At 72.7% G+C, this 24660-nt stretch carries 29 protein-coding genes; 15 read left to right on the top strand and 14 right to left on the bottom strand.

Translation table 11 applies throughout. The annotated features are described in order from the left end of the window. The first annotated feature begins 110 nt into the window (after positions 1-110). The 3 genes from ACIA8L_RS08800 to ACIA8L_RS08790 all read left to right on the top strand — a co-directional run bounded on the left by ACIA8L_RS08800 (position 111) and on the right by ACIA8L_RS08790 (position 5155). Entirely contained in the window at positions 111-1124 is a 1014-nt protein-coding gene (locus ACIA8L_RS08800; RefSeq protein ID WP_395902066.1) for a LacI family DNA-binding transcriptional regulator, read from the top strand. 204 nt (positions 1125-1328) lie between these two features. Next, positions 1329-2885, top strand: coding sequence for a glycoside hydrolase family 13 protein (locus tag ACIA8L_RS08795; RefSeq protein ID WP_395902064.1), 1557 nt, complete (start codon positions 1329-1331; stop codon positions 2883-2885). Positions 2886-3049: 164 nt separating this feature from the next. Next, entirely contained in the window at positions 3050-5155 is a 2106-nt protein-coding gene (locus ACIA8L_RS08790) for a carbohydrate-binding module family 20 domain-containing protein (RefSeq protein WP_395902062.1), read from the top strand. 7 nt (positions 5156-5162) lie between these two features. On the opposite strand, the gene ACIA8L_RS08785 is transcribed toward ACIA8L_RS08790, so the two are convergent. Then, entirely contained in the window at positions 5163-5651 is a 489-nt protein-coding gene (locus ACIA8L_RS08785) for a MarR family winged helix-turn-helix transcriptional regulator (protein WP_395902061.1), read from the bottom strand. 13 nt (positions 5652-5664) lie between these two features. Continuing rightward, positions 5665-6132: a DUF4396 domain-containing protein gene (locus tag ACIA8L_RS08780; RefSeq protein ID WP_395902059.1), complete on the bottom strand. Its 468-nt coding sequence runs from the start codon at positions 6130-6132 to the stop codon at positions 5665-5667. Positions 6133-6221: 89 nt separating this feature from the next. On the opposite strand from ACIA8L_RS08780, the gene ACIA8L_RS08775 reads away from it, so the two are divergent. The 5 genes from ACIA8L_RS08775 to ACIA8L_RS08755 are packed head-to-tail and all read left to right on the top strand — an operon-like array spanning position 6222 to position 10278. Continuing rightward, complete coding sequence (locus ACIA8L_RS08775; protein WP_395904157.1) at positions 6222-6995, top strand: ArsR/SmtB family transcription factor; 774 nt, start codon at positions 6222-6224, stop codon at positions 6993-6995. Next, on the top strand, positions 6988-7419 hold the full coding sequence (locus ACIA8L_RS08770; protein ID WP_395902057.1) for a hypothetical protein: 432 nt from the start codon (positions 6988-6990) through the stop codon (positions 7417-7419). Before ACIA8L_RS08775 ends, ACIA8L_RS08770 begins: the two co-directional genes overlap by 8 nt. 42 nt (positions 7420-7461) lie before the next feature. Beyond that, the gene (locus tag ACIA8L_RS08765) at positions 7462-8010 is read left to right on the top strand and encodes a PadR family transcriptional regulator (RefSeq protein WP_395902055.1); all 549 of its coding nucleotides are present in this window, start codon (positions 7462-7464) and stop codon (positions 8008-8010) included. Next, a complete protein-coding gene (locus tag ACIA8L_RS08760) occupies positions 7985-8713 on the top strand; it encodes an ABC transporter ATP-binding protein (RefSeq protein ID WP_395902053.1) in 729 nt (242 codons plus the stop codon). Before ACIA8L_RS08765 ends, ACIA8L_RS08760 begins: the two co-directional genes overlap by 26 nt. Then, positions 8710-10278, top strand: coding sequence for an FtsX-like permease family protein (locus ACIA8L_RS08755; RefSeq protein ID WP_395902051.1), 1569 nt, complete (start codon positions 8710-8712; stop codon positions 10276-10278). The genes ACIA8L_RS08760 and ACIA8L_RS08755 overlap by 4 nt, the downstream gene beginning before the upstream one ends. Here ACIA8L_RS08755 and ACIA8L_RS08750 read toward each other — a convergent pair. Further along, positions 10227-10436, bottom strand: a complete 210-nt coding sequence (locus ACIA8L_RS08750; protein WP_395902049.1) for an SCO0607 family lipoprotein — start codon at positions 10434-10436, stop codon at positions 10227-10229. The two genes, ACIA8L_RS08755 and ACIA8L_RS08750, sit on opposite strands and share 52 nt — an antisense overlap. Positions 10437-10527: 91 nt before the next feature. Here ACIA8L_RS08750 and ACIA8L_RS08745 point away from each other — a divergent pair, with 91 nt between their 5' ends. After that, a complete protein-coding gene (locus ACIA8L_RS08745; RefSeq protein ID WP_395902047.1) occupies positions 10528-12120 on the top strand; it encodes a HEAT repeat domain-containing protein in 1593 nt (530 codons plus the stop codon). Positions 12121-12157: 37 nt separating this feature from the next. Here the strand turns inward: ACIA8L_RS08745 and ACIA8L_RS08740 are convergent, their stop codons facing one another. Continuing rightward, positions 12158-12463: a hypothetical protein gene (locus tag ACIA8L_RS08740; protein ID WP_395902045.1), complete on the bottom strand. Its 306-nt coding sequence runs from the start codon at positions 12461-12463 to the stop codon at positions 12158-12160. Between the two features lie 19 nt (positions 12464-12482). Next, a complete protein-coding gene (locus ACIA8L_RS08735) occupies positions 12483-13193 on the bottom strand; it encodes an HD domain-containing protein (protein WP_395902043.1) in 711 nt (236 codons plus the stop codon). 33 nt (positions 13194-13226) lie between these two features. Between ACIA8L_RS08735 and ACIA8L_RS08730 the strand changes: the two genes are divergently transcribed. Next, on the top strand, positions 13227-14036 hold the full coding sequence (locus ACIA8L_RS08730) for an expansin EXLX1 family cellulose-binding protein (RefSeq protein ID WP_395902041.1): 810 nt from the start codon (positions 13227-13229) through the stop codon (positions 14034-14036). Here ACIA8L_RS08730 and ACIA8L_RS08725 read toward each other — a convergent pair. From ACIA8L_RS08725 to ACIA8L_RS08715, 3 genes are all read right to left on the bottom strand, one after another. Further along, positions 14033-14386, bottom strand: coding sequence for a hypothetical protein (locus ACIA8L_RS08725; RefSeq protein ID WP_395902039.1), 354 nt, complete (start codon positions 14384-14386; stop codon positions 14033-14035). The two genes, ACIA8L_RS08730 and ACIA8L_RS08725, sit on opposite strands and share 4 nt — an antisense overlap. A gap of 5 nt (positions 14387-14391) precedes the next feature. Then, complete coding sequence (locus ACIA8L_RS08720) at positions 14392-14814, bottom strand: TetR/AcrR family transcriptional regulator (protein WP_395902037.1); 423 nt, start codon at positions 14812-14814, stop codon at positions 14392-14394. Between the two features lie 198 nt (positions 14815-15012). Then, complete coding sequence (locus tag ACIA8L_RS08715; RefSeq protein ID WP_395902035.1) at positions 15013-15483, bottom strand: DUF427 domain-containing protein; 471 nt, start codon at positions 15481-15483, stop codon at positions 15013-15015. A gap of 43 nt (positions 15484-15526) precedes the next feature. On the opposite strand from ACIA8L_RS08715, the gene ACIA8L_RS08710 reads away from it, so the two are divergent. From ACIA8L_RS08710 to ACIA8L_RS08700, 3 genes are read left to right on the top strand one after another with little or no spacing between them, the layout of a single operon-like run. After that, a complete protein-coding gene (locus ACIA8L_RS08710; RefSeq protein WP_395902033.1) occupies positions 15527-16168 on the top strand; it encodes an alpha/beta fold hydrolase in 642 nt (213 codons plus the stop codon). Positions 16169-16201: 33 nt separating this feature from the next. Next, positions 16202-16726, top strand: coding sequence for a TetR/AcrR family transcriptional regulator (locus ACIA8L_RS08705; RefSeq protein WP_395902031.1), 525 nt, complete (start codon positions 16202-16204; stop codon positions 16724-16726). Further along, complete coding sequence (locus tag ACIA8L_RS08700) at positions 16726-17373, top strand: lysophospholipid acyltransferase family protein (RefSeq protein ID WP_395904155.1); 648 nt, start codon at positions 16726-16728, stop codon at positions 17371-17373. The genes ACIA8L_RS08705 and ACIA8L_RS08700 overlap by 1 nt, the downstream gene beginning before the upstream one ends. Here the strand turns inward: ACIA8L_RS08700 and ACIA8L_RS08695 are convergent. From ACIA8L_RS08695 to ACIA8L_RS08685, 3 genes are read right to left on the bottom strand one after another with little or no spacing between them, the layout of a single operon-like run. After that, on the bottom strand, positions 17370-17789 hold the full coding sequence (locus tag ACIA8L_RS08695) for a DUF1810 domain-containing protein (RefSeq protein ID WP_395902029.1): 420 nt from the start codon (positions 17787-17789) through the stop codon (positions 17370-17372). The genes ACIA8L_RS08700 and ACIA8L_RS08695 overlap by 4 nt on opposite strands. Before the next feature lie 9 nt (positions 17790-17798). Continuing rightward, positions 17799-18128: a nuclear transport factor 2 family protein gene (locus tag ACIA8L_RS08690; RefSeq protein ID WP_395902027.1), complete on the bottom strand. Its 330-nt coding sequence runs from the start codon at positions 18126-18128 to the stop codon at positions 17799-17801. Positions 18129-18159: 31 nt separating this feature from the next. Then, entirely contained in the window at positions 18160-18939 is a 780-nt protein-coding gene (locus ACIA8L_RS08685; RefSeq protein WP_395902025.1) for a hypothetical protein, read from the bottom strand. 119 nt (positions 18940-19058) lie between these two features. Here ACIA8L_RS08685 and ACIA8L_RS08680 point away from each other — a divergent pair, with 119 nt between their 5' ends. Continuing rightward, a complete protein-coding gene (locus ACIA8L_RS08680) occupies positions 19059-19574 on the top strand; it encodes a PadR family transcriptional regulator (protein WP_395904153.1) in 516 nt (171 codons plus the stop codon). Further along, the gene (locus ACIA8L_RS08675) at positions 19571-20932 is read left to right on the top strand and encodes a DHA2 family efflux MFS transporter permease subunit (RefSeq protein WP_395902024.1); all 1362 of its coding nucleotides are present in this window, start codon (positions 19571-19573) and stop codon (positions 20930-20932) included. The genes ACIA8L_RS08680 and ACIA8L_RS08675 overlap by 4 nt, the downstream gene beginning before the upstream one ends. On the opposite strand, the gene ACIA8L_RS08670 is transcribed toward ACIA8L_RS08675, so the two are convergent. Genes ACIA8L_RS08670 through ACIA8L_RS08660 form a run of 3 tightly spaced genes read right to left on the bottom strand, consistent with a single transcriptional unit; the run spans position 20900 to position 24626 of the window. Further along, positions 20900-21553 (bottom strand): hypothetical protein, encoded by a 654-nt coding sequence (locus ACIA8L_RS08670; protein WP_395902022.1) that lies wholly within the window; start codon positions 21551-21553, stop codon positions 20900-20902. The genes ACIA8L_RS08675 and ACIA8L_RS08670 overlap by 33 nt on opposite strands. A gap of 11 nt (positions 21554-21564) precedes the next feature. Continuing rightward, positions 21565-23943 carry an FtsX-like permease family protein gene (locus ACIA8L_RS08665; protein WP_395902020.1) on the bottom strand — a complete coding sequence of 793 codons (2379 nt, stop codon included), beginning with the start codon at positions 23941-23943 and terminating at the stop codon, positions 21565-21567. Then, positions 23940-24626: an ABC transporter ATP-binding protein gene (locus tag ACIA8L_RS08660; RefSeq protein ID WP_395902018.1), complete on the bottom strand. Its 687-nt coding sequence runs from the start codon at positions 24624-24626 to the stop codon at positions 23940-23942. Before ACIA8L_RS08660 ends, ACIA8L_RS08665 begins: the two co-directional genes overlap by 4 nt. Positions 24627-24660: the final 34 nt, after the last annotated feature.

The raw sequence follows: 24660 nt of genomic DNA, 5'->3' as shown, positions 1-24660 counted from the left end.
CAAGGGGTGTCGATCTGCCGATGGGACGAGACCGTAGCAAGTCCTTGCAGCGAATGAAAGGGCTTCCAAGCGACTTTCATTTTCGGCCGGGAGCCGCTTACTCTCGTCGCATGGCCACGGACGCACCACGAGCACGCCTCGCCGACATCGCCAAGCAGGCGGACGTCAGCGAGGCCACCGTCTCGCGGGTGCTCAACGACCGGCCCGGGGTCAGCGCCGACACCCGGCACGCCGTGCTCACCGCGCTCGACGTGCTCGGTTACGAGCGACCCGAACGGCTCCGCAAGCGCAGCGCCGGCCTCGTCGGCCTGGTGACGCCGGAGCTGGAAAACCCGATCTTCCCGTTGTTCGCGCAGGTCATCGAGTCGGCCCTGGCCCGGCACGGCTACACGCCGGTGCTGTGCACGCAGACCCCCGGCGGCGTGACCGAGGACGAGTACATCGAGATGCTCCTCGACCGCGCGGTCGCCGGCATCATCTTCGTCTCCGGCCTGCACGCCGACACGACCGCCGACCACGACCGCTACCGCAAACTCATCGACCGCCCGCTGCCGATCGTCATGGTCACCGGCCTGGTCCCGGACCTCGAGGCGCCGTGCATCTCGTGCGACGACGCCCGGGCCAGCGAACTCGCGGTCGACCATCTGGCCTCCCTGGGCCACACCCGCATCGGCTTCATCTCCGGCCCCGAGCGGTTCACCCCCGTCCAGCGCAAGATCGCCGGGTATCGCGAGGCCATGGCCCGCCACGGCCTGCCCGACAACATCGAGCTGTCGCTGTTCGGCGTCGAGGGCGGCGCGGCGGCGACCGGGCGCCTGCTCGACCGGGGCATCACCGGGATCGTCTGCGGCTCCGACCTGATGGCGCTGGGCGCGATCCGGGCCGTGCGCTCCCGGGGCCTGACCGTGCCCGGGGACGTGTCGGTGGTCGGCTACGACGACTCGCCGCTGATCGCGTTCACCGACCCGCCCCTGACCACGTTGCGCCAGCCGGTCCTGCAGATGTCCAACGCCGCGGCCCAGTCGCTGATCGACGCCATCAACGGCCAGCCGTCGCCGCACTCCGAGTTCTTGTTCGCGCCGGAGCTGGTGGTCCGCAACTCGACGGGCATCGCCCGGCGCTGATCGCTCTCCCCCTTGTGTCGCCCGGTTGGCGGACCGCGCGGCTTCACAACCATGCCCGCGGAAGGGACCACCATGCCCGACATGTTCGAGACGCCTCATGAGTTTGTGCCCACACACTCACAAGCCGCAGCCCTCACCCCCACCCCGACCGCCGGCGCAGCCAGGAGCGGCGAGGCACCAGCATCACCAGGCGAAGGGAAGTTTGTGGGCGCTGACGCACAAAGCGAGGCGTGGTGGCGGACGGCGGTGATCTACGAGGTGTACGTCCGCAGCTTCGTCGACGGCAACGGCGACGGCGTCGGGGACCTCGCCGGGCTCCGCGAGCGCCTGCCCTACCTGCGCGACCTCGGCGTCGACGCGGTCTGGTTGACGCCGTTCTTCACCTCGCCCATGGTTGACGGGGGGTATGACGTGGCTGATTACCGCGACGTCGATCCCTCGTTCGGCAGCCTCGCCGACTTCGACGCCATGCTCGCCGACGCCCATGCCCTCGGGTTGCGGGTGATCATCGATGTGGTGCCGAACCACACGTCCAGCCAGCACGCTTGGTTTCGGCAAGCTTTGCAAGAAGTTCCAGGGTCGGCGGCGCGGGCGCGGTACCACTTCCGGCCGCCGACCATGGACGGTGAGCCGCCGAACGACTGGGAGTCGGTGTTCGGAGGGCCGGCCTGGACGCAGACCGGCGACGGCGAGTGGTACCTGCACCTGTTCGACCCCGCCCAGCCGGACCTCAACTGGGACGACCCGGACGTCCGGGTCGAGTTCGAGAGTGTGCTGCGGTTCTGGCTCGACCGCGGCGTCGACGGGTTCCGCGTCGACGTGGCCCACGGGATGGTGAAGGCGGCCGGGTATCCGGCGGCCGGCCTGACGGGGCAGATCGGGCTGCTGGGGCGGCGGGTGCTGCCGTACTTCGACCAGGACGGCGTCCACGAGATCCACAAGGCGTGGCGGAAGATCCTGGACTCCTACCCGGGGCAGCGGATGGCGGTGGCGGAGGCGTGGGCGTCGACGCCGCAGCGGCTGGCCCGGTACACCGCGCCGGACGAGCTGCACCAGGCGTTCAACTTCGAGTTCCTGCAGGCGAACTGGGCCGACCCGGCGGCCGTGAAGGCCAGCATCGACTCCTGCGTCCACGCCGCCGAGTCCGTCGGTGCGCCGACGACGTGGGTGCTGTCCAACCACGACGTGCGCCGGCACGTCACCCGGCTCGGGTCCCGGGCCCGGGCCGACGCGGCCGCCCTGCTGATGCTGGCCCTGCCGGGGTCGGCCTACGTGTACCAGGGTGACGAGCTCGGCCTGCCCGAGGTCCTCGACCTCCCGGCGGACGCGCGCCAGGACCCGGTGTGGTTCCGCTCCGGCGGCACGGATCCCGGCCGGGACGGGTGCCGGGTGCCGCTGCCGTGGACGGCGGGCGCGCCCGCGTTCGGGTTCTCGGCGACCGGGGCGGCCTGGCTGCCGCAGCCGGACTGGGCCGCGTTCGCCGCGGACGTGCAGGCCGGCGACCCTTCGTCCACGTTGGAGCTCTACCGGCGGGCGCTGCGCCTGCGGCGTGACCTGCGCGGGCCGCTGCGGTGGCGGGAGAGCGCGCCGGGGGTGCTGGACTTCACCCGGGACGGGTTCCGCTGTGTCGTGAACCTGTCCGGCGCGGCCGTCGCGCGGCCCGCCGAAGACATCGCGCTGGCGAGTCAACCCATCGACGGCGATGCCCTTCCGAGCGACGCCGCAGTGTGGATCTTTGCAAGAAGTAACAGGTCTTCCTAATCATTTCTGCTGCTCAAGGACCTTGCTAGAAGTACCCCCGGGCAATTTTTGCAAGGTCCTTGACAGAGGGTTTCATCGGGCCGAAGCTCAGCGTCAATCGATCCCGCCGCCACGGGATCGTCCGCCACACCCCGATCTCCGCACCCGCCATACGGAGGCCCTCTGTGCGCACATCCCTGAAGAGAACCCTGGCCGCCGCCGGCGGCCTGCTGCTGACCGCGGCGCTGAGCGTGCCGCTGCTGCTCGGCGACCGCCAGGCCGAGGCCGCGGTCGGCAACAACGACGTCATCGCGAACCTGTGGCTGTGGCCGTGGACGTCGATCGCGAGTGAGTGCACGAGCACCCTCGGCCCGGCCGGCTACGGCGCGGTCCAGGTCGCCCCGCCGGAGGACTCGATCAGCGTCGCCGGGCACCCGTGGTGGGACATCTACCAGCCCGCCGGCTACGACCTCAACAGCCGGATGGGCACCCGGGCCCAGTTCCAGGCGATGGTGAACACGTGCCACGCGGCCGGGGTGAAGGTCTACGCCGACACCGTCATCAACCACATGACGGGCGCGAACCAGGCCAGCACCACGTCCTACGGCGGGGCCAGCTTCACGAACAACTACAGCTACCCGAGCGCCGGCTACAGCTCGTCGGACTTCCACTTCTACCCGGCCGACTGCCCGCAGTCGGACAACCAGATCCACGACTACAACAACTCGGCCGAGGTGTGGAACTGCCAGCTGGTCGGGCTGTCGGACCTGAAGACCGGGACCGACTACGTGCGCACGAAGATCGCCGGGTACCTCAACGACCTCATCTCGGTCGGCGTGGACGGCTTCCGGGTCGACGCGGCCAAGCACATGCCCCCGGCCGACATGGCCGCGATCAAGGCGAAGCTGACGAACCAGAACGTGTACATCGCGCAGGAGGTCATGCCCGGCGGCTCCGGCAGCCTGGCCCCGGCCGCGTACGAGGGCGTCGGCGGCGTCCTGGAGTTCAACTACGCCACCAATTTGAAGAACCAGTTCAACGGCAACATCGCCAACCTGCAGACGTTCGGGCCGAGCTGGGGCCTGGAGCCGAGCAACAAGTCGACGGCGTTCGTGTCCAATCACGACACCGAGCGCAACGGCTCGACCCTCAACTACAAGAACGGCGCCACCGACACCCTGGCCAACGTGTTCATGCTGGCCTGGAACTTCGGCACCCCGAACGTCATGAGCTCGTTCACGTTCTCCAACAACGACGCCTCCCCGCCGGCCGACGCCAACGGCTACGTCACCGCGGTCACGTGCGGCAGCGGGTGGCAGTGCCAGCACCGGCAGCGTTCGATCAAGAACATGGTCGCCTTCCACAACGCGACCCGGGCCGACACGACGGTCGGCAACTGGTGGTCGGACGGCGCGAACGCGATCGCGTTCTCCCGCGGCGCCAACGGCTGGATCTCCATCAACAACGGCAGTGGCGCGCTCGGCGCGCGGACGTTCAGCACGGGCCTGCCCGCGGGCGTGTACTGCGACGTCATCCACGGCGACTTTAACGCCACCAGCTCGACCTGCTCCGGCCCGACGGTCACGGTCAACGGCAGCGGCCAGGCCACGGTCGGGGTCGCGGCGAAGGACGCGGTCGCCATCCACGCCGGGGCCCGGGTCACCGGCGGCTCGACGGCGACACCGACCCCGACGCCGACCGGCACGACCAGCGGCGTGTCGTTCACGGTCGCCGGCGCACCGACCGGCAACCCGGTGTATCTGGTGGGCTCGGTCAGCCAGCTCGGCTCCTGGGACCCGGCCGGCGCCGTGCCGATGACGGCGAGCGGGTCGAACTGGACGAAGACGGTGACGCTGCCGGCGAACACGGCGATCGAGTACAAGTTCATCACGAAGACGAGCTCCGGGACGGTCACCTGGGAGCCGGGCAACAACCACACCTACACAGTGCCCTCCACGGGTACTGGCACCGTCAGCACGACCTGGAACGGCTCGTCGACCACGAACCCGGCGGTTACGTTCAACGCCACCGTGACGACGACGCCGGGCCAGAACGTGTTCGTGGTCGGCTCGATCCCGGCCCTCGGCAGCTGGAACACGGCCAGTGCGATCGCGTTGTCCTCGGCCAACTACCCGGTCTGGTCGGGCACGCTGTCGATGCCGGCCAGCACGGCGGTGGAGTACAAGTTCATCAAGAAGAACGCCGACGGCTCCGTCACGTGGGAGAGCGGCGCCAACCGGACCCTCAACACGGGCACGGCCGCGCAGACGGTGAACGCCACCTGGAAGTAGGAGCCGATCACTGCTCGAGGGCGAGCACCATCTTGCGCAACAGGTTCGCCAGGGTCTGCCGCTCGCGGGTGGAGAGCGGCGACAGCAGTACCGACTCCCCCAGCCCTTCCTGACTGAGGTGCGCCAGCAGCATCGCGTGCCCCGCCTCCGTCAGCCGCACATGAACCCGGCGCCGGTCCCCGGCGTCGGGTTCGCGCACGATCCACCCGGCCTCCTCGACCGCGGCCAGCCGCGCCGACAGCGCCCCGCGGGTCAGCCCGAGATGGTCGGCCAGCTCGGAGGGGCTGGCGGTGTAGGGCGGCCCGCCACGGCGCAGCATGAGCAACACCTTGAACTGCCACCGCAGCATGCCCCCGGCCGCGAGCACCTCCCGCCGCCGCCGGTCCTGATGCCGCGCGAGGATCGACAGCCGCGCGAAGATGGCCTCGCCGACCGGGTCCAGGTCCTCGAGCTCCTTGACCCACACCCCGACATGCCGATCCGCCGCGTCCTCCACACCCATCACTCTGTCACGAGTGGGCATGACCGCCGTGGTGGTACTGGTGGACGACGGCGTGGCCCTTGCCGCGGCTGATCATCCAGCGGTTCACCGGGGTGGTGAACAGGAACGCGACCACCAGTGAACCGGCCAGGGACAGCCAGAACAGGGCGCTGGTCAGACCCGCGTCCATGGCGCCCGGTACGGCGACGACGACCAGGTTGTCCAGGATCTCCATGACCGCGATCGACACCGTGTCGGCGGCCAACGCCACGCCCAGGGCGGCCCGCAGACCCACGCCGGCGCGCAGGACGCCGCGCATGGTCAGGGCGTAGCCGAAGACGAACGCGAGGGCGATCGACAGGACGATCGTGGCCGCGTTGTGCAGGTCCAGTGCGGTGCCGATGACCATGCCGAGGACCTCGCCGATCGCGCAGCCGGTGAGGCAGTGCAGCGTCGCCTGGGCGGCGGTGGTCCAGCTGACCTTGTGTGCGTCCATGCGGGCGAGCATACCCCCAGGGGGTATCAGGCGCCAGTGACGTTGACAATAGGCAGGTGTTTGCCTGCATAATGGCGGACGTGAGCGAGATGGAGCTGGTGTTCAAGGCGCTCGCCGATCACACGCGGCGGGACCTGCTCGACCGGCTGCGGGCGCGCAACGGGCAGACGCTGCGGGAGCTGTGCGAAGACCTCGGCATGGCGCGCCAGTCGGCCACCCAGCACCTGGATGTCCTCGTGCGGGCGAGCCTGGTCACCGTCGTGCGGCGGGGGCGGGAGCGGCTGCACTACCTGAACCCGGCGCCGATCCACGAGATCGAGCAGCGTTGGATCTCCGGCTTCGACCAGCCGCGCCTGCGGGCCCTGAGCGCCATCAAACGACAAGCCGAGGAGTACGCCATGACGGAAACGATCCCGACGTATGTGTACGTCACCTACATCCACGCCACCGCCGCGCAGGTCTGGAAGGCGCTGACCGACGCCGACCTCACCGCGCGGTACTGGGGCAACTCGAACGTCTCGGACTGGCAGCCGGGCTCGGCGTGGGAGCACCGCCGGACCGACGGCTCCGGGAAGGCGGTCGTGACCGGGACGGTCCTCGAGGTCGAGGAGCCCAACCGGCTGGTCGTCACGTTCGAGGACTCGCCGGACGAGCAGCGGGAGCCCTCGACCGTCACCTACCTGATCGAGCCGCACCAGGACATCGTCCGGCTCACCGTCAGCCACGAGCGGCTGCCCAACGCCGACATGTACCGCGGCATCGCCCAGGGCTGGCCGGCCGTCCTGGCCAACCTCAAGTCGCTGCTGGAGACCGGCTCCGTGCTCCCGCAGTCCCCCTGGGAGATGAGCCCCGCCCATGTCTGACGAGCTCCGAGCGGCCTACGAAACCTTCCTGAAGACCGAGGCCCGGCCGGTGGCGCCACAGGGCGAGTGGACCACCGAACAGATCCTGGCCCACGTTTCGCTGGTGACCGCGGCGACCATCACGACGGTGTCGTCGGTCGCGTCGGGGGCGGTCACGACCTACGACAACCGGCTCGCGCAGGACCCGTGGACCCTCGATCGGGTGTCGGCGCTGGCCGGCGAGCGGCTGCGGGATCGCATCCGCGCGCAGGGTGAGGCGCTGTGCCTGCTCGCCGAGCAGCTCAGCGAAGTCGAGCTGGCAACGGCAGTACCGACGCTGCTGCTCTCCAATGGCGAGTGCCTCGTCGACGCGCCGGTCACCGTGCGGGACCTGCTGGCCGGCCTCGCGACCACCGAGCTGCCGGGGCATGCCAATCAGCTCTGAGGCTATTGCCAGTGGGTATACTCACCGGGAATAGTTTGGACCGTGACCATCGCCTATGCCTTGCTCGGGCTGCTCGAGGGCACCAGCCGGCACGGCTACGACCTGAAGCAGTCCTACGACCGGCGGTTCGGCGGGGCGAAGCCGGTGCGGTTCGGGCAGGTGTACCGCACCCTCGCCCAGCTGGAGCGCGCCGGCCGCGTCACCGTCCTCGGCGTCGAGGCCGGTGGCGGGCCGGACCGGCGCCGCTACGCGATCACCCCCGAGGGCGTCACCGAGCTCGGTGACTGGCTGGCCGCGCCCGAGGATCCGCAGCCGCAGCTGCAGACCGTGCTGTTCACGAAGGTCGCCCTGGCGCTGATGTCGGGGCGGCCGGCCGGGCAGTACCTGGACACCCAGCGGGCCCGCCACCTCGGCGCGATGCAGGAGCTGACCGCCGCCCGGAGGGCCGCCCCGGACGCGCAGGCCGCCATGCTCATCGACTACCAGCTCTTCCACATCGAGGCCGACCTGCGCTGGCTCGACCACGCCGAGCGGGGCCTGGACGCACTCGCGGAGGAGGTGTGCGATGACCCCGGTCCTGCTCGGGCGTGACCTGCACAAGTCCTACGGGCCGACGCCGGCGCTGCGCGGGGCCGGGGTCGGCGTCGGAGCGGGCGAGATCGTCGCGGTCATGGGGCCCAGCGGTGCCGGCAAGTCGACGCTGCTGCACTGCCTGGCCGGGGTCATCGTGCCGGACCGGGGCGAGGTGTACTTCGACGGCGACCGCCTCGACCGCCTGCCCGACCGGCGCCGGGCCGAGCTGCGGCGCACCACGTTCGGGCTGGTGCACCAGTTCGGCCAGCTCATTCCCGAGCTGCCCGTCGCCGAGAACATCGCGCTGCCGCTGCTGCTGACCGGCCGGCCGTGGCGCGGCTGCCTGGCCGCGGCCCGGGAGTGGCTGGCCCGCCTCGACCTGCGCGGCCTCGACGACCGGCGGCCCGGCGAGCTCTCCGGCGGCCAGGCCCAGCGGGTCGCCGTGGCCCGCGCGCTCGTGGCCCGGCCGCGGATCGTCTTCGCCGACGAGCCGACCGGCGCCCTCGACACCGCGGGCGGCGACGTCGTCATGGAGCTGCTCGTCGGCGCGGCCCGCGAGTCCGGCACGGCGGTCCTCGTCGTCACCCACGAGCCGCGGGTCGCCGCGTTCGCCGACCGCGCGATCCTCATGCGCGACGGCGCCGAATCCGTCCGGTCGCCACGGCGGGTGATGGCGCCCTGTTCCTGGCCGTCTCCGACTACTACGACGGCCGCCCGATGAGCCGCGTCTACGTCGCCGCCCTCGGCCCCGGCGCACCCGTCCCGCCCGGCCTCGACCGCCTGCCCGGCCCCGGCGAGCTGGCCGCGTCCCCGGCGCTGCAGCGCCTCCTGCGCGACACCCCCGACGACGAGCTCGACGACCGCTTCCCAGGCCGCGTCGCCTTGACGATCCGGCCCGAAGGTCTCGGTCACGACAACGAGCTCGTCGGCATCATCGGCCGGACCCCGGAGCAGCTCATCGGCGTGCGCTCGGTCGGCACTGTGCACGGCTTCACCGGCGTCCGCCCGACCGCGTGGGCGATCACCCGGGCGCTGACCGGCTTCACCTTGATGTGCGCATTGCTGGTTCTGGTACCGGTAGTGCTCCTCATCACCGCCGTCTCCAGGGTCACGGGGCGGCGCCGCGAACGCCGGGCGGCCGCGCTGAGGCTCGCCGGGGCCACCCGGGCCCAGACCGCGCTCGTCGCCGCCGCCGAGGCCGGGCTGGCCGCGGTCGCCGGCACCGGGCTCGGCTGGCTCCTCTACGAAGCGGGGCGCCGGATCGTAGCCCGCACCGTCGTGTTCCAGCGCGGCCACTTCTGGCTCGCCGACCTGGCCGTCCCCGGGCCGTGGCTGGCCGCGATCCTGCTGGGCACGCCGCTGTTCGTCATGCTCATCTGTGTCGTGTCGCTCCAGCGAGTACAACGGCATCCCCGGCCTCAATCGGCCAACGCCGTCCTGCTCCTGATGCTGGGTCTGGGCCTGGCGTTCACCCATCCGGCGTGGGGCCTCGTCGCGCTGCTCGGATTCGTGTTCGCCGGGCCGTGGCTCGTCGCCGGCGCCGGTCGGGCGCTCGCGTGGCGGCCCCGCGGCGTGGCCACCCTGCTGGCCGCGCGCCGGATCGCCCACGACCCGCGGGCCGCGTTCTGGTCGGTGGCCACCGTCGGCGCCGCGGCGGCCGCCCTGGCCTACCTCGGCAGCACCGCGACAGTCGCGCCGAGCGGTGCCCCGGCCCCGCCGCCCGGGATCATGCTGATCAATACCGGTCACGCGGTGCTGGAGGTGCCATTCGACGGCTCCCTCGCGGCCGAGAACCGCATCCGCACCCGGGCCGCCAACGAGACGCCGAACGCCATCATCAACAGCAGCCGGGACCCGATCGATCGCAACCTCGAGACGTTCCTGCTCGACCTCGGCCGGCTGGCCGCCATCGGCGCCGGGTTCGCGCTCGTCACCGGCGCGTTCGGGCTGGCCGCAGGTGTCGCCGCGAGCGCGCTCGAGCGGCGCCGGCCGGTGCGGCTGCTGCGGATCGCCGGGGTCCGCCGGGGCGAGCTGCGCCGGGCGGCACTGCTCGAAACCGCGACCGCCATGACCGTGATCTCCGTCGCCGGGTTCGCGGTCGGCCTGCTCCTCGGCCTCGCCGGGGCTCACCAGGGCCAGGTCGCCTGGCACTGGCCCGCGCCCGGCCTCTACGCGGTGCTCGGCGGCGGTGTCGGGGCCGCCGTCCTGTTCACCGTCCTCGCCTTACCGCTCCATCACGAGGGGACGATGTTGCCGCGCTCGTCGACGACCTTGTCCTGCCAGTAGCGGTACCACTCGTCGTCGAGGTAGACGGGTTCCGTCCCGGCCGGGTAGCGGACATATCCGGCCGGGGGCTCCTGGCCCTTGGCGACGCAGGCGGCGCCTGTCCGATTCCCGACCGCCTTGACCGGGTACTCCTCGGACCGGCACACGCGCTCGCGCATGTCACAAGCGCTGACCAACCCCAGGAGAAGCCCCAAGACCGTCACGGCGGACCGGATGCGGATGACTCGCATCCCACTATGGTGTACCACGATGGCGCTGAATGACCGGCTGCGCGACGCCCTGCGCGATCCCAACGCCGTGGTGAGGCTGGAGGCGGCGCGCGCGGCTGCGGGCAGTGGTGACCACCGGCTGGTCGAACCGCTGCTCGAGGTGGCCCTGCGCGACACCGCCGAGATCCGCGTGCCCAGCGGCCTGGGCGAGACGTACGAGCACGTCGGCGACGCCGCGGCGGTCGCGCTCGGGGAGATCCTGTCCCGCCGCTCCGGCATCGACACCCGGGTCGCGTTCGCCGCCGAGGACCTGCGCTGCGACGACGACCGGGTCGCGACCCTGCTGTACTACCTCGGCCCCCGCTACGAGCCGCTGCGCCAGCGCCTCGAGAACCACGAGCAGCCCCGGCTGCGCCTGCGCGCGGCCCGGGCCGTGCTGTCGATCAACCGGACCGCCGCGTTCGCCGCCCGGCTGCTCAACGACCCCTCCCCGCTCGTGCGCCTGGAGGGGCTGCAGGTGCCGGCCCACCTGCGCGACGACGCCGCCTGCCTGCGCATGATGCAGATCGACGCCGACCCGCGGGTCCGGGCCGAGGCGGCGATGCTGCTGCGGTTCACGGCCACCGGCGTGGAGCCGTTCGCGACCGCCGCCCGCGCCGAGCCCGACCCCGGCGTCCGGACCGCGCTCGTGGCCTGCCTGGCCCACCGGCGCCGCGACCCCGAGGCCGTCCGGGCCATCGCCGGGCTGCTCGGCGACCCCGGCCCGGCAGTGCGGCGGGCCGCGGCGGAGGCGCTGCGGGACGCCACCGACCCGGTCGCGGGGGCCGCGATCGGGCTGCGGGTCCTCGCCGAGCCCGATGACGACGTTTTGGGAGCTTTGCTGCGATACCGCGCGCTCCTCACGGATGCCCCCGAACTGCGGCCGCTCATCGAACGCCTGCACCGGTACGCCAACTTCGACGACGACCGCCGGACGCTGGGCGCCCTCCTGGCGGCCCGCGACGCCCCCGCCCGCTCGCCCCGGTACACCGCCGACGGCCGCTTCCTGCGCGCCGTCCTGCGCCAGGCCGCCGACGCGCTCGGCTCCGGGCCGCTGCACGACTGGCTCGACGACCCGGGCCGGCCGGTGCCCGTCGGCCCGCCGGAGGTCGACGAGTGCGTGCAGGCGTGGAAGGCCATGGACACCGAGCGGGCGCTGAACGCGGCCGAGACCGTGGCGTACAACGTCGCCCTGGACGAGCCCGCCCACGCCGCACCCGACCCGGTCCGCGGGCCGACGACGGCCGCCCGCCGGGCGCTGCAGCTGACCCGGGTCGCGCACACCCTGACCGCACGGCTGCTCGCCGCCGGGGCCGAGCCGCCGCCCGCCGCCCCGCTGCAGCGGCTGCTGCTGCCCGGCGAGGACTCGATCGAGGCGCTGCGCTCGGTGCTGTCCGTTGACGAGTGCCGGCGGGCCCGCAACGTGACATGGCTGCGGCTGCTGATGCGCCCGGCCGACGAGGCCTGGTATCTGGAGTCGCTGCGGGCCGCCCACCCGACGTCACCGCCGAAGGAGGACGGCGACATCAGCGACTGGCACCTCGAGCTGGCCGTGACCGCGGCCGAGGGCCGCCGCACCACCGGATACCGCTAGCCCGGCCGGGCTTCGGCCCGCTCCGGCCGCAGCCTGATCAGGCGGGCATCACCGGGCGGAGGCGGTCGACGGTGGCCGCGAGGGCCTCGCCGAAGTGCGGATCGGTCCAGACGGCGTCCTCGAGGGCCTGGACCACCCGCCGGCGCGTCGACACGGTCGGCGTCGGTGACGACTCCGCCTCCCGCTGCAGGCTCCGCAGCGCCGGATCGTCCTCGAGCCGGGCCTGCACCAGGCCGGCCAGGCCGCGCAGCTGCTCCTCGACCGCGGGCTCCGCCTCCTGCGCGCGGCCGCGGTCGAAGAGGTGTGAAGCCAGCCACCCCACCGCGAGTTCCACCATCGTCACGATGAATACATTCTCACATTCACCGCCCGTCAAGAATGGCCGCGAACCGCTCCTCGGCGAGGTCGAGGTGGCGGAAGATGTGCTGTTTCACGAGCCGGGACAGTGGTGTGTCGGGGCGGGCGACGAGTTCGCGCAGCACCGGGACCATGGGGCGGTACTTGGTTGCCAGCCGCTCGACCTTCGGGCCCGTGGTGTGGATCACACCGACGCCGTTGTCGGTGAAGTCGGAGACCTTGATGACCCGCGCCCACGGCTCCCGGTCGAGACTGGCCCTGACGTGCTCGCGGTACTGCTCGTGCTTGTCGTATGACGGGTCGTACTCGGGGTTGGTGACGGCGGCGACGAGCCCGGCGACCCGGTCTCCGAACGTCCCGGCGAGGGCGGCCACGGCTTGGCCGCTCGTGGCGCCCGGGTCGCCGGCGAGCTCGCCCGGGTGGTCCTCGACGGTGTCGTGCAGGACGGCGGCCGCGATCACGTCGACGTCGGAGACCTCGTAGTGGTGCATGATGCGGATCGCGACCCGCAGCAGGTGGTTGACGTAGGGTTCGCGCACCCGCCGGTCCTCGCGATGCAGCCGTGCGGCGAGCTCGAGGGCGGCGGCGAGCCGGTCGCGGTCGGGCGGGGCGAACCGCTGGATCTCGCGGTGGTAGCGCTCGCGCAGCCCCGCCTCGCCATAGATCTCGGTGATCGCGTGCATGGGCATCGTGCCGAGGTACGACGGGAAGTCCATGGACAAGCATTATCAGCACTAAGGTGTTCGGACATGAACCGCCGTCACCTTCGCTGGATCGTGCCCGCCGCCACCGTCGTCATCGCCTCCGTGGTGGCCGTCGTGCTCGTGACCCAGGTCGGTGGCAGCGCCGCGTGCGCGGCCGGTGGCTCCGCGTCCTACTACACGGCCGGGCGCAACGGCATGTGCAACCTCGGCACCCCGGCCGACGGTGCCTACGCGGCGGTGGGCAAGGCCGAGCTCTCCGGTGGGAAGAACTGCGGCACGCTGCTCGACGTGACCGGCCCCAACGGCACGACCCGGGTGCAGATCGTGGACCTGTGCCCGAGCTGCCCGGCCGGGAAGCTCGACCTGGGCAAGGGCGCGTTCCAGAGGATCGGGTCGCTGAGCGCCGGGATCATCCCGGTCACCTACGCCACCGTGCGCGACCCGGAGGTCGGCCCGCTGCGGGTGAAGGTGAAGGGCGGCCAGGGCTCCTCGTCGCTGAGCGTGGTCGTCGACAACCACGGCAACCCGCTGTCCACTGTGGAGCTGCAGCAGGGCGAATCGTTCATCGCGCTCAAGCACGGCGAGGACAACACGTGGACGGGCCCGTCCAAGCTCAGCGGCACCATCGCCCTGCGAATCTCCGACGTATACGCCCACCAGGCCCTCGTCTCCGGCCTGGCGCTGGGCCAGAACGACTTCCAGCAGAGCACCCAGCACCTCTACGGCGGCCCGTCACCCAGCCCGTCCACCGGGCCGTCCACAGTGGAGTCGGCCGCCGCGTCGGCGTCGCCGTCGCCGGAGCGCTCGGTGGTCCCGGCCGGCATCGGGACCACGGCGCCGCCCGTGCGCTGCTAGCGGCGCACGGACCGCTCGACCAGGGCGACGGTCGCGCGCGGGTCGTCGACCTCGATGATGAGCCGGGCGTAGCGCTCGTCGGCGAGCTGGATGACGACGGCCTTGCGCGGGTCGTGCACGTCCCAGAAGATCTTCTCCCCGTCGACGCGGAAGGCGCCGGCGGTGACGTAGTTCGGAAAATGGGTCCCGGCCGTGCGGATGCCCTTCGGCTCGCGGGCGACGCCCGGGTCGGCGGTCGCGCCCCGGACGTTGGCCAGGGGGATGTCCAGGCGGCTCTTGAGCGCCCAGAGCTTGTCGAGTCCTTCGATCTCCACGACGAGCGTGTCGCCGTCGATGCGAACAGTTGCCATATCGTTCACTCCCCGGTGTGGATGCGGGCCCGCAGGCGCAGGCCCAGTAGTCGGTTGGCGGCGTCCGGCCCGAGCACCTCGTCGAGCCGCCGCAGGACCGCCGCGATCAGCGTCCCCACCTCGGCGTCGAGCGGTGCCTGCTCCGCCGCGGCGAGCAGCAGCAGGTCGAGCCGGGGTCCCTCGCGCAGCAGCGCCTCGGTGTCCGGCGCCGTGTCCAGCAGCGGTGCCACCTCATGGCGGAGGTACCACCTGAGCGCGGTCAGATACAGCCCGCGCTTGCTGCCGAACGTCTTGTAGAGGCTGTTGCGGTGCACGCCGAGCCCGGTGACGAGGTCGTCGACCGACAGCCCGTCGTAGGCCCGGGAGGCGAACAGCGCCACCGCCGCGCGGGTCACCGCCTCCTCGTCGAACCCTCTGGGTCGTCCCATGGGAAGAGCGTACGAATACGGGAACGAACAGTCAAGAACGATCGTTCCCAAAATGGGCCACGTCACATCAACGCCGTTTCAGCGCCACGTCAGGATCGTCCGGCAAGGTAGTCCTCAGCACCGCGATACGACCCGGCCGGAATCCGGCCAGCTGCCCAGACTTACGGGCCGGCCGGGCGTGTCGCGGTGCTTCTGCTCCTACCAGCCCCGCGTGCCCGGGCCGCCCTTGAACGGGCCGGTGATGTCCGCGGTCAGCCAGCCACCGTAGAAGTCGCCCGGCTGAGGCGTGACCGGCTCGCCGTCGACCGCGCACTCGTCGAGCAGCGCCGGGTAGAACGCCAGCCGGCTGCGCAGCACCTCGTAGCCGGCGGTCGGCTCCTCGTAGGACCAGGCCGCGTCGGGGACCACGACACCGCCGACGACCAGGTTCCAGTAGGAGGCGTCGCCCTTGAACTCGCAGAACGTGCGGCGGCGGGTGGCGGTGAGGACGGCCTGGACGTCGGCCCGGGGGATGTAGTACACCGGCGGATGGGACGTCTCGAGGACCCGCACGGCCCGGCGCGAGTCGAACACCACCTCGCCGGCGTGCCGGGCCGTGATGTGCCGGTCCGTCGCCTCGGCCCGGGGTGGGCGCGGGTAGTCCCACACGGACTCGGTCGCTCGCTGCATAACTTCAGGATCGCATCGCGCCGCCCTTGTACGCTCGCCGGGCATGGAGACCGTCGTGCTCGTGCCGGCCCTGGCGACCACCGCCCGCCTCTTCACACCACAGGTCGACGCCCTGTCCGCCACCCGGGAGGTCGTGGTGGCCGACCTGCACGGCAGCGGCCCGTTCACGCTCGACGCAGCGGCCCGGCGGGTCACCGACGCGATCGACGCCGCCACCGGGCCGGTCCGGCTCGGCGGGATCTCCCTGGGCGCGACCGTCGCCGCCTTGGCCTGCCTGGCCCGGCCCGGGCGGGTGCGGCACCTGGTCCTCTCCGGCGGTGTCGCCCACCCGCCGCCGGCCCTGGCGATCCAGCGGGCCCTGTCCGCCGTCCTGCCCCTCGGCGTCCTGGCCCGTCTCGCCGCCGCGCAGCAGGGCCCGGACGGCGCGGCCGACCTGCGGGCCGTTGGCAAGGGGACGTACCTCGCCGGGCTGCGCGAGCTGGCCCGGGTCGACCTGCGGCCGCGGCTGCGCGAGATCACGCTACCCACGCTGGTCGTCTGCGGTGACCGGGACAAGGTCAACATCCCGTTGTCGCGGGAGCTGGCCGCCGGCATCCCCGGCGCCGAACTGCGGATCATCCCGGGCGCGGGCCACCTGTGGAACCTCGAGCAGCCGGCCGCCTTCACCGCCCTCCTCCTGGAGTAGACAGTGTCTACGGATGTCGTGTAGACACTGTCCATGCACGATGACGAGGGGCTGCGGGAACGGCTGGTGCGGGCCGGGGCCGAGCTGGTGGCGCAGGAGGGCTCGGCCGCTGTCTCGCTGCGGGAGATCGCCCGGCGGGCCGGTGTCTCGCACGGTGCGCCGCGGCGATACTTCCCGACGCACCTGGAGCTGCTGTCCGCGATCGCCCGGCAGGGCTTCGCCGAGCTGAGCGCGCACCTGGCCGCGGCCCCGCCGGACCTGCGCGGCCACGCACACGCCTACGCCCGGTTCGCCCAGGCCAACCGCGGCATGTACGAGCTGATGTTCCGCCACGACCTGCTCGGGTCCGGGCACCTGGGCCTGCGCGACACCAGCCTCCCGCTGTTCGGCCGGCTGACCGCCGAGCTGGACGTGGTCGCCGCGGGCGCGCTGTGGGCCAACCTGCACGGCATCGTCCAGCTCTGGCTGTGGGGCAGCCTCCCCCTGGCCACCGGCCAGACCGACATCGCACCGCTGCTGGACGCCGCCCTGGACGCCCACGTCGGCCCGGCGTCATGATGCCGCTGGTGTACCGCCTCACCCGCGCGACCGCGGGCCGGGCCCTGCGCTGGGGCTGGCGGCCGCGGGTCCATGGGCTGCACCACATCCCGCCGGGCGGCGCGATCCTGGCCGGCAACCACCTGTCGGTGGCCGACGAGCTGTTCCTCGGCGCGCTGGTGCCCCGGCACGTCGCGTTCTGGGCGAAGGCCGAGTACTTCCGCGGCCACCGCCTCGCCGGGATGCTGGTCCGCGGCCTGGGCGCGATCCCGGTCGAACGCGCCGGCGGCCGGGCGGTGCTGACCGCGTTCGCGGCGGCCGTGCCCGTGCTGCGCGGCGGCGGGCTGGTCGCCGTCTTCCCGGAGGGGACCCGGTCACCGGACGGCCGGCTGTATCGCGGCCGCACCGGTGCCGTCCGCCTGGCCCGGCAGGCCGGGGTGCCGATCGTGCCGTTCGCGGTGACGGGGACGGACGCCGTGCAGCCGATCGACGCCCGCCGCCCGCGCCTGGCCACCGGCACGCGGATCGAGGTGCGCTTCGGGCCGGCCGCCGACGTGGCCGAGGGCTCGGTGCGGGCCGCCACCGACGGGGTGATGGCCCGCATCGGCGAGCTCAGCGGCCAGGAGTACGTGCCCTCGTACGCCCCCTTGCTGCGCCTGGGCCGTTAGAGCCGGCGGACGGTCTCGGCGTCCTCGAGGCCCTCGTAGTAGCGGTCGAGGACGCGGGTGAAACGGTTCTCGGCCGGCTCGGCGTGCGCGAACAGGGTCATCGACGAGCGCAGCTTCATCGCGTCGGTCGACCCGAAGATGCCCTCGGCCGTGTGCGTGGCGTCGCCGAGCAGGGCGTCGGCGCACTCGAGCAGCCGCGGGCCGAGGACCGGGTGCTGCAGGTAGGCCCGGGCCTCATCGAGCGAGCCGATGGCGTAACGCTGCGCCATCGAGCTGCGCCCGAGCCCCCGGATCTGCGGGAAGACGAACCACATCCAGTGGCTGCGCTTGTGGCCGTCCTGCAGCTCGCCGATCGCGTGGTCGTAGACGTCCCGCTGCGCCTCGACGAACCGTGACAGCTCGTACGGATCCTCCATGTATCCACCTTAGGCGGGCGGGTCGAACTCCGCCGTGAGCTCGCTGATGCGCCCGGCCGACCAGCGCAGCCGCAGGGTCCCGCCGCCGCCCGCGGACCACGCCACCCGGGCCACGTCCTCGTCGCCGTCGGAGGTGACCGAGGTGACGTCGAGGGTGTCGTCCGGCGGCTGGGCCACGTAGGCGGCCGCGATCGCGGCCTTGCCGACGTAGGGGCTGCCGGGGTCACCCTCGATGCGCAGGGTGGCGTTGTCCCCGAACCGCTCCAGGTAGCCGCCCCAGTCCCCGGTCCGCACGCCCTCGTTGAACAACCGGCACTGCTCCAGCACTCGCTCAGCCATGCCGCAGGTCTACCATCCCGATCGACCGCTGTCACTCCCGCGGCGGCGGCTGCGTCGGGTCCACCCCCTGGCTGAAAGCGCTCGCCAGCCCGGCGATCCGGCCCGCGCCGACCGCCGCGGCCCACCGCTGGACCTCCCCCGCGAGGGCGAGCGCGCCGCCCTCGTCCCCGGCATCGCGAGCCAGGACGGCGAGGAGCAGCTGCTGCGACAGCGTGCCGCCGACGGTCCCCGCGGCCGCGCCGACGGCGGTCGCGTCCCGCCACCGTTCGAGGGCCAGCTCATGCTCGCCGTCGTCGTGGTCGTGGTCACCCAGGTGCCGCTGGGCCTCCCGGCGCAGCAGCGGGTCGTCACCGGAGTTGGCGAGGGCCACCTTGTAGTGCTCGGGTGCGGCTTTGCGTTCCTCGAGGACGTTGTCGTAGACGAGCCCGAGGTACATGTGCGCCCACCCGAGCCGCCGCCCGTCCGGCGCCGAGGCCACGAACCCCTCGGCCTGCTCCCGCAGCGCCGGCTCGTACTGGCGCAGCTTGGTGTAATAGACGCTGCGGAACCGCGCGAACTCGAAGTCCCAGCGCTCGTGCTCGTCCAGGGCGTCGGCGTCCACCATGGACAGTCGAGCCGGCGCGTCGGTGTTCCCGTTGTACCAGGCCGAGTCGACCGCGATCTCGGCCGCGGCGAGCGCGATCCGGGCCCGTCGCGGATCGTCGAGCGGCAACCGTTCGCGGGCGGCGTCGAGCAGCCCCGTGGCCAGCTCCCACCGCGCCCCGAGCGCCAGCCCCCGGCCCGCCACGAGCAGCTCATCCAATGTCAGCATGCCGCCGACGGTAGTAATCCGAAAAACTATCCACAAGAAAACTACTTCCGCTGACGAGGGTGTACCGCCCATTGAGTTGCTCGTCCAGTTGTACCTATGTCACTCTGGACGGCGTGTACATGGACATCGTGATCCTCAGTCACCTGCAGCGCGGCCCGGTCCACGGCTACGAGCTGAAGCGCAACGTGTCCGCGACCACCGCCTACGCCCTGCACAACAACACGCTGTATCCGGCGCTCAAACGGTTCGAGGAGGCCGGGGCCGTCACCAAGACCGCCGAGACGCAGGAAGGCAAGCCGCCCCGGCACGTCTACGCGCTCACCGACCTCGGCCGGGAGCTGCTCCACGACATGCTGGCCGAGCTGCCGGCCGAGCGGGCCGGGGACGAGCCCGAGTTCCTGACCCGGCTCGGGCAGTTCGAGCACCTCACGACCGAGGAGCGGCGGCGGGTGCTGGACGCCCGGGCCGAGGCGCTGCGCCGGCAGGCCGGGCACCTGCGCGAGCTCGGGGAGAAGACCGCCCGCAGGCCGCGCGAGCACCGGTGGGGCGAGCTGGTCGTGGCCGAGCTCGGCGAACGCATCGAGCGCGAGCTGGCCTGGATCGCGCGGCTCCAGCAGCTGGCCCAGCGGCCATGAGCAGGCTCACGGGGCTGATGCAGCTGGGGCTCATGGCCGGGCCGCTGCTGTCGATGGTCGACTCGTCGATCGTCAACGTCGCCGTGCCCGACATCGCGGCCGAGCTGCGCACCGGGCTCGCCGACACGCAGTGGGTGGTCAGCGGATACCTGCTCGCGCTGGCGGCCGGGCTGACGACCACGTCCTACCTGGCCCGGCGGTTCGGGACGATGCGGGTCTACAGCGTCGCCATGGTCTGCTTCGTCGCCGCGTCGGCCGCCTGCGCGGCCGCGCCCGGGATCGGGACCCTGGTCGCGGCCCGCGCGGTGCAGGGGTGCACCGGGGCGCCGCTGGTCCCCCTGGCCATGAGCGTGCTGCTGGGGCGGGGCGCGGCCAGGAAGATCCCGATCGCGGCCGGGTTGCTGTTCTTCCTCGCACCCGCGATCGGGCCGTCGTTCGGGGGGCTGCTCATCGCGGCCGGCGGGTGGCGCTGGATCTTCCTGGTCAACGTGCCGATCGGCCTGGCGGCGCTGGCGGGGGTACGCCGGCTGCCGCCCGACGTCGCACCCCGAGCGGACGGCCAGGCCCGCCTCGACCCCGTCGGCCTCGGACTGCTGTCCGTGGGCCTGGTCGCGGCCCTGTACGGTGCGGGCCGGGCGACCAGTGCCGGCTGGGGCGACACCCGCGCGGTCGCGACCCTGACCGCCGGGGCGCTCCTGCTCGGCGGGTACCTCCTGTGGGCCCGCCGCACCGCCGAGCCGGCCGTCGACCTGACCCTGCTGCGCCACCGGCGGGCCGCCCTGGCGCTCGGGCTCAGCGTCCTGTCCTCGGTCGTCGCGTTCGCGGCCGTCTTCCTGCTGCCCGTCTTCACCGAGTCCGTGCAGCACCACACCGCCCTGGCGACCGGGGTCGCGCTGCTGCCGCAGGGGCTCATCACCGGGGTCGGCACGGCCGCGGGGCCGGGGCTCGCGGCCCGGATCGGGGTGCGGCCGCTCGTCTGCGCCGGGTTCGTCCTGCTCGCCGCGGCCAGCGCCGGGCTGCTGCTCGTCGACGCCGGCACGCCGCTGTGGGTGACGGCGCTGATCCTGTCGGGGCGGGCGGTGGCGATCGGGTTCGGGATCACGCCGCTGCTGTCGGTGATGCTCGAGCCCCTCGCCGACACGCAGCTCGCCGACGGCAACACGCTGTTCAACATCGCGCAGCGGCTCGGCGGGTCCCTCGGCGTCGGCGTGCTGGGGTCACTGCTCGCCGCCCGGGCGGTCACCGTCGGGCCGATCGCCGGCTTCCACGAGATCGGCCTGGTCCTGACGGTGCTGGCCCTCCTTGCGGCGGCCCTGGCCTTGCCGCTACCGCGCCGGGTCGCCGAGGCGGGCGTGTAGCTTCCGCAGGTGGCTCTCGACCTGGGCCCGGTCGTAGCCGCGCAGCACCACCAGCAGGTCCGGGTGCTCCAGGGCGGCCCGGACCTCGGCCCGCAGCGCCGGGTCGTCCGACAGCAGCGCGTCCTTGGCCCGGCGGATCAGCGTGTCGACCCGGCCCGCCTCGTAGCCGCGCAGGACGGTCTCGAAGCCGGGGTCGTCGCCGCGGCGGGCGATCCGGTTGTCGAACCGGCCGCCGGAGTGCTGCCGCAGCGCCTCCACGATCTCGTCCTGCGACTGCCGGACGTCCAGCAGTTTCAGCACGACCCGGTCGCCGGGCTGCAGGATCAGGTGCGGGCCCGACGTCGCCGGCGGGGTCGGCTCGTCGAGGATCACCTTGTCGATCGCGGCCCACTCGACCAGGCCGGCCCGGGTGGTGATGCCGTCCGGGCCGATCGCGAACCGGAACGGGCGCAGCTCGTCGCGCAGCAGCACCGCCCCCAGCGCGATCGCGACGATGCCGCCGATCGCGTAGAGGGCGATGGTGCCGCCGGTGGAGCCCCGGGCGCAGACCAGGGCCACCAGGCCGAACGCGATGACGAGGAGTGCCAGTCCGAGGGAACGGCGCCTGCGCTGCAACTCCATGCGGCGCAACGTTACTCGGTGCGCAGCGCCCGCGCGGTGCTGGTCCGGGCCGCCCAGCCGGCCGGCATCAGGGCGCCGCCGACGGCGATGGCGAGACCGCCGAACAGCAGGGGTACGAGCAGCCACAGCGAGTACACCTCGATGATGTGCGCCGGGAACCGGGTATCGGCGGCGCTGGCCATCTCGGGCAGGACCCAGTCGTGCAGGGCGATCCCGGCCGGCACCCCGATCAGCCCCGCGACCAAGCCGAGGCCGGCGACCGACGTGAGCACCATCGCCACGGTCTGGCGAGGGGCCATGCCGAGCGCCTTGAACACGCCGAGCTCGTGGACGCGCTCGCGGGTGTCCAGCACGACGGTGTTGAGCACGCCGAGCCCGGCCACGGCGACGAGCATCAGCGCCAGCATCCCGGCGAGGGTGTCGATGGCGACGATGGTCTGGTTGATCTCGGCGACGTTGATGTCGGCGTGGCCGCCGATCGGCTGCACCTTGCGGCCCAGGCTCTCCGTGTACTGCCGCAGGTCCGTGCCGTTCGCGAGCTCGATCTGGAACACCTCACCGCCGCGCGGCCCGTCGAACGTCCAGCCGGCGAACGGGCCCGCGTCGGCGATGACCCGCCGGCCGTCACCGCTGAGGTCGAGGACCTCACCGACGATCGTGACCGTGGCCGACCGGCCACCGGCGGTGACGGTCAGGGTGTCGCCGATGTGCTTGCCGGACACCTTGAGCAGCGCGGTCGGCACGACGGCCTCACCGGCCCCGCCGATCCAGCGGCCCTCGATGACGTCGTAGCTGGCCCACGACGAGTCGCCGTCGAACAGCACGAGCTGCGCGGTGCCGGTGAGCCCGGTGACGGTGGCCTCGCCGAACCGCTGCGCGAAGTAGCGGCCGGTGCCGGGCTCGGCCTTGATGGCGGCCTCGATCGCGGTCCGGTCCACGGTCGGCGGGGCCGGCATCCCGGGCGGCGGCGGTGGCCCGTCGGCGCTCATGACGCCGACCTCGACGTCGCCGGCGGTGCGCTTGTTCATCGCCGCCTGCACCTCGCCGACGGACAGGGCCAGGCCGAGGCCGAACGTGACGCCGAGCGCGCCGAGGGCGACCGCGGTCGCGATCGTCACCGAGCGACCCGGGCGGGTGAACGGGTTGGCCAGGCCGAGGCTCATCGAGCGGGGCAGCGGCAGGCGGCCGAGCAGGCTGCGGGCGGCCCGGCCCCGGCCCAGCGACGGGGTCCGGCCGACGGCGAGGGCGTCGACGGTGCGCAGCCGCCCGGCCCGCAGCGCCGGGACGAACGCGGTCACCGCCACCGCGGCCAGGGCCGCCAGGGGCACCACGACGGAGACCCACCAGTCGAGGCCGACGAAGCCGGTGCCGAACGCGTCGCCCTCGTCGTTGAGGATCGGGACGGCGGCCAGGTTGCCCAGCGGGACCGCGATCGCCGCGCCGATCGTGGCCGGGATCAGGGCCTGCATGACGTAGGCCCGGGCGACCTGGGCCGGGCTGTAGCCGAGGGCCTTGAGGATGCCGATGCGCCGGGTCGCGGAGCCGACCGCGCCGCTGACCACGATGCCGATGATGAGCACCGACATGACCAGGCCGATGACGCCGAACGCGACGACGAACGGCGCGAACACCCCGGCGATGCGCTCACTGTCGGATTTCGCGGTCAGGTACGACGACGAGCCCTGCACCGCGCCGGCGGGGACGGCCGACGTGATCGCGGTCAGCGCGGCCGTCATGTCCGCCTCGGTGCCGGCGCGGCTCAGGCGGTACAACATCTGCTGTCCGCCCTTGTCCTTGGGCGTCAGGGCCGTGACGGTCGCCGGGAGCGCCCACGCCATGCTGCTGTCGGTGACCGAGCGGGCCAGGCCGACGATCGTCAGGGTCGGCTGGCCGGGGGCGTCCGGGTACTGCACCTGGTCGCCGACGGCGAAGGGCCCGTCGCCGTCGGACCAGACGAGCTCGCCCGGCCCGGTGGCGTACCGGCCGGCGGTGAGCTCCAGGCGGTCCAGGCCGGTGGCGGTGCCGTCCCGGCCGGCGATGGTGAACCCCGGCAGCCGGGCGTGCAGCGGGAAGCCGTTCGGGTGGGTCTTGGTGACGACCGGTTCGAGCTCGACGGTCGGGAAGGGGCCGGACGCCTCGGTCGCGCCGGCGGCCCCCGCGGTCGCGGCGAGCTGCGCGGCCGTCGCCTTGGCCGGGTCGAAGGCCACGGTCAGGTGGGCGCCGTGCTGGCGGTCGAACGCCTTCGCGAACGGCTCGTTGGAGGCGACCAGCAGCCCGACCGCGAGGACGGACGCGGTGACGGCGAGCAGCGTCGTCAGCGTCATGACGACGGTCTGCACGCGGCGCCGACCGACCCCGGAACGCACGATACTGCCCAGACCCGCGCTCATGCCGGGACTCCCTGCGCCAGGTGGCCGTCGACCAGGGAGATGGTGCGGGTCGCGCAGGACTCGGCCAGGGCCAGGTCGTGGGTGACCAGCAGCAGCGTCTGGCCGTCCCGGTTGAGCTCGGTCAGCAGCCGGCGGACCTCCTGCCCGGAGGCGGTGTCCAGGGCGCCGGTCGGCTCGTCGGCGAGCAGCAGCGGCGGCCGGTTCATCAGGGCCCGGGCCACCGCGACCCGCTGCCGTTCACCGCCGGAGAGCCGGCCCGGGAACGCCTTGGCGTGCCGGGCGACGCCGAGATACCGCAGCAGCTCCTCCGCCCGCTGGCGGGCCGCGGCCCGGCCGGTGCCGGACAGCTGCGCCGGCAGCAGCACGTTGTCGAGGACGGTGAGATCGTCGAGGAGGTTGAAGAACTGAAAAACCATGCCAATACGGCGGCGGCGGTACTGCGCTGAGGCCGACTCGGACAGCCGGTCCACCCGCACCCCGTCGACCGTCACCGTCCCGCTCGTCGGCTTGTCGAGCCCGGCGATCATGTTGAGCAGCGTCGACTTGCCGCTGCCGGACGGTCCGAGCACGGCGAGGGCCTCCCCGCGCCGCACCCGCAGGCTCAGCCCGGCCAGGGCCGCGATGCCACCGTCGTACTGCTTGGTCACGTCGTCGAACTCGATCAGTACCTCGGAATCGGTCATGCCGCCGAAGGTAGGGGCGAACCGGGCCCCGGCA

The sequence above is a fragment of the Dactylosporangium sp. NPDC051541 genome (genome assembly GCF_044454505.1).
Taxonomy (GTDB): Bacteria; Actinomycetota; Actinomycetes; order Mycobacteriales; family Micromonosporaceae; genus Dactylosporangium.
The sequence above is the reverse complement of the archived record's forward strand: the minus strand, read 5'-3'. Positions and strand labels throughout refer to the sequence as shown.

Coding starts and splice junctions, on each gene's coding strand:
- ACIA8L_RS08710 (WP_395902033.1), top strand. CDS start 15,527: ATGGAGACCGTCGTGCTCGTGCCGGCCCTGGCGACCACCGCCCGCCTC.
- ACIA8L_RS08800 (WP_395902066.1), top strand. CDS start 111: ATGGCCACGGACGCACCACGAGCACGCCTCGCCGACATCGCCAAGCAG.
- ACIA8L_RS08665 (WP_395902020.1), bottom strand. CDS start 23,943: ATGAGCGCGGGTCTGGGCAGTATCGTGCGTTCCGGGGTCGGTCGGCGC.
- ACIA8L_RS08735 (WP_395902043.1), bottom strand. CDS start 13,193: ATGGACTTCCCGTCGTACCTCGGCACGATGCCCATGCACGCGATCACC.
- ACIA8L_RS08730 (WP_395902041.1), top strand. CDS start 13,227: ATGAACCGCCGTCACCTTCGCTGGATCGTGCCCGCCGCCACCGTCGTC.
- ACIA8L_RS08695 (WP_395902029.1), bottom strand. CDS start 17,789: ATGGAGGATCCGTACGAGCTGTCACGGTTCGTCGAGGCGCAGCGGGAC.
- ACIA8L_RS08725 (WP_395902039.1), bottom strand. CDS start 14,386: ATGGCAACTGTTCGCATCGACGGCGACACGCTCGTCGTGGAGATCGAA.
- ACIA8L_RS08780 (WP_395902059.1), bottom strand. CDS start 6,132: ATGGACGCACACAAGGTCAGCTGGACCACCGCCGCCCAGGCGACGCTG.
- ACIA8L_RS08670 (WP_395902022.1), bottom strand. CDS start 21,553: ATGGAGTTGCAGCGCAGGCGCCGTTCCCTCGGACTGGCACTCCTCGTC.
- ACIA8L_RS08750 (WP_395902049.1), bottom strand. CDS start 10,436: ATGCGCGAGCGCGTGTGCCGGTCCGAGGAGTACCCGGTCAAGGCGGTC.
- ACIA8L_RS08700 (WP_395904155.1), top strand. CDS start 16,726: ATGCCGCTGGTGTACCGCCTCACCCGCGCGACCGCGGGCCGGGCCCTG.
- ACIA8L_RS08660 (WP_395902018.1), bottom strand. CDS start 24,626: ATGACCGATTCCGAGGTACTGATCGAGTTCGACGACGTGACCAAGCAG.
- ACIA8L_RS08680 (WP_395904153.1), top strand. CDS start 19,059: ATGGACATCGTGATCCTCAGTCACCTGCAGCGCGGCCCGGTCCACGGC.
- ACIA8L_RS08685 (WP_395902025.1), bottom strand. CDS start 18,939: ATGCTGACATTGGATGAGCTGCTCGTGGCGGGCCGGGGGCTGGCGCTC.
- ACIA8L_RS08705 (WP_395902031.1), top strand. CDS start 16,202: ATGCACGATGACGAGGGGCTGCGGGAACGGCTGGTGCGGGCCGGGGCC.
- ACIA8L_RS08755 (WP_395902051.1), top strand. CDS start 8,710: ATGAGCCGCGTCTACGTCGCCGCCCTCGGCCCCGGCGCACCCGTCCCG.
- ACIA8L_RS08675 (WP_395902024.1), top strand. CDS start 19,571: ATGAGCAGGCTCACGGGGCTGATGCAGCTGGGGCTCATGGCCGGGCCG.
- ACIA8L_RS08720 (WP_395902037.1), bottom strand. CDS start 14,814: ATGGGACGACCCAGAGGGTTCGACGAGGAGGCGGTGACCCGCGCGGCG.
- ACIA8L_RS08775 (WP_395904157.1), top strand. CDS start 6,222: ATGGAGCTGGTGTTCAAGGCGCTCGCCGATCACACGCGGCGGGACCTG.
- ACIA8L_RS08745 (WP_395902047.1), top strand. CDS start 10,528: ATGGCGCTGAATGACCGGCTGCGCGACGCCCTGCGCGATCCCAACGCC.
- ACIA8L_RS08715 (WP_395902035.1), bottom strand. CDS start 15,483: ATGCAGCGAGCGACCGAGTCCGTGTGGGACTACCCGCGCCCACCCCGG.
- ACIA8L_RS08770 (WP_395902057.1), top strand. CDS start 6,988: ATGTCTGACGAGCTCCGAGCGGCCTACGAAACCTTCCTGAAGACCGAG.
- ACIA8L_RS08690 (WP_395902027.1), bottom strand. CDS start 18,128: ATGGCTGAGCGAGTGCTGGAGCAGTGCCGGTTGTTCAACGAGGGCGTG.
- ACIA8L_RS08760 (WP_395902053.1), top strand. CDS start 7,985: ATGACCCCGGTCCTGCTCGGGCGTGACCTGCACAAGTCCTACGGGCCG.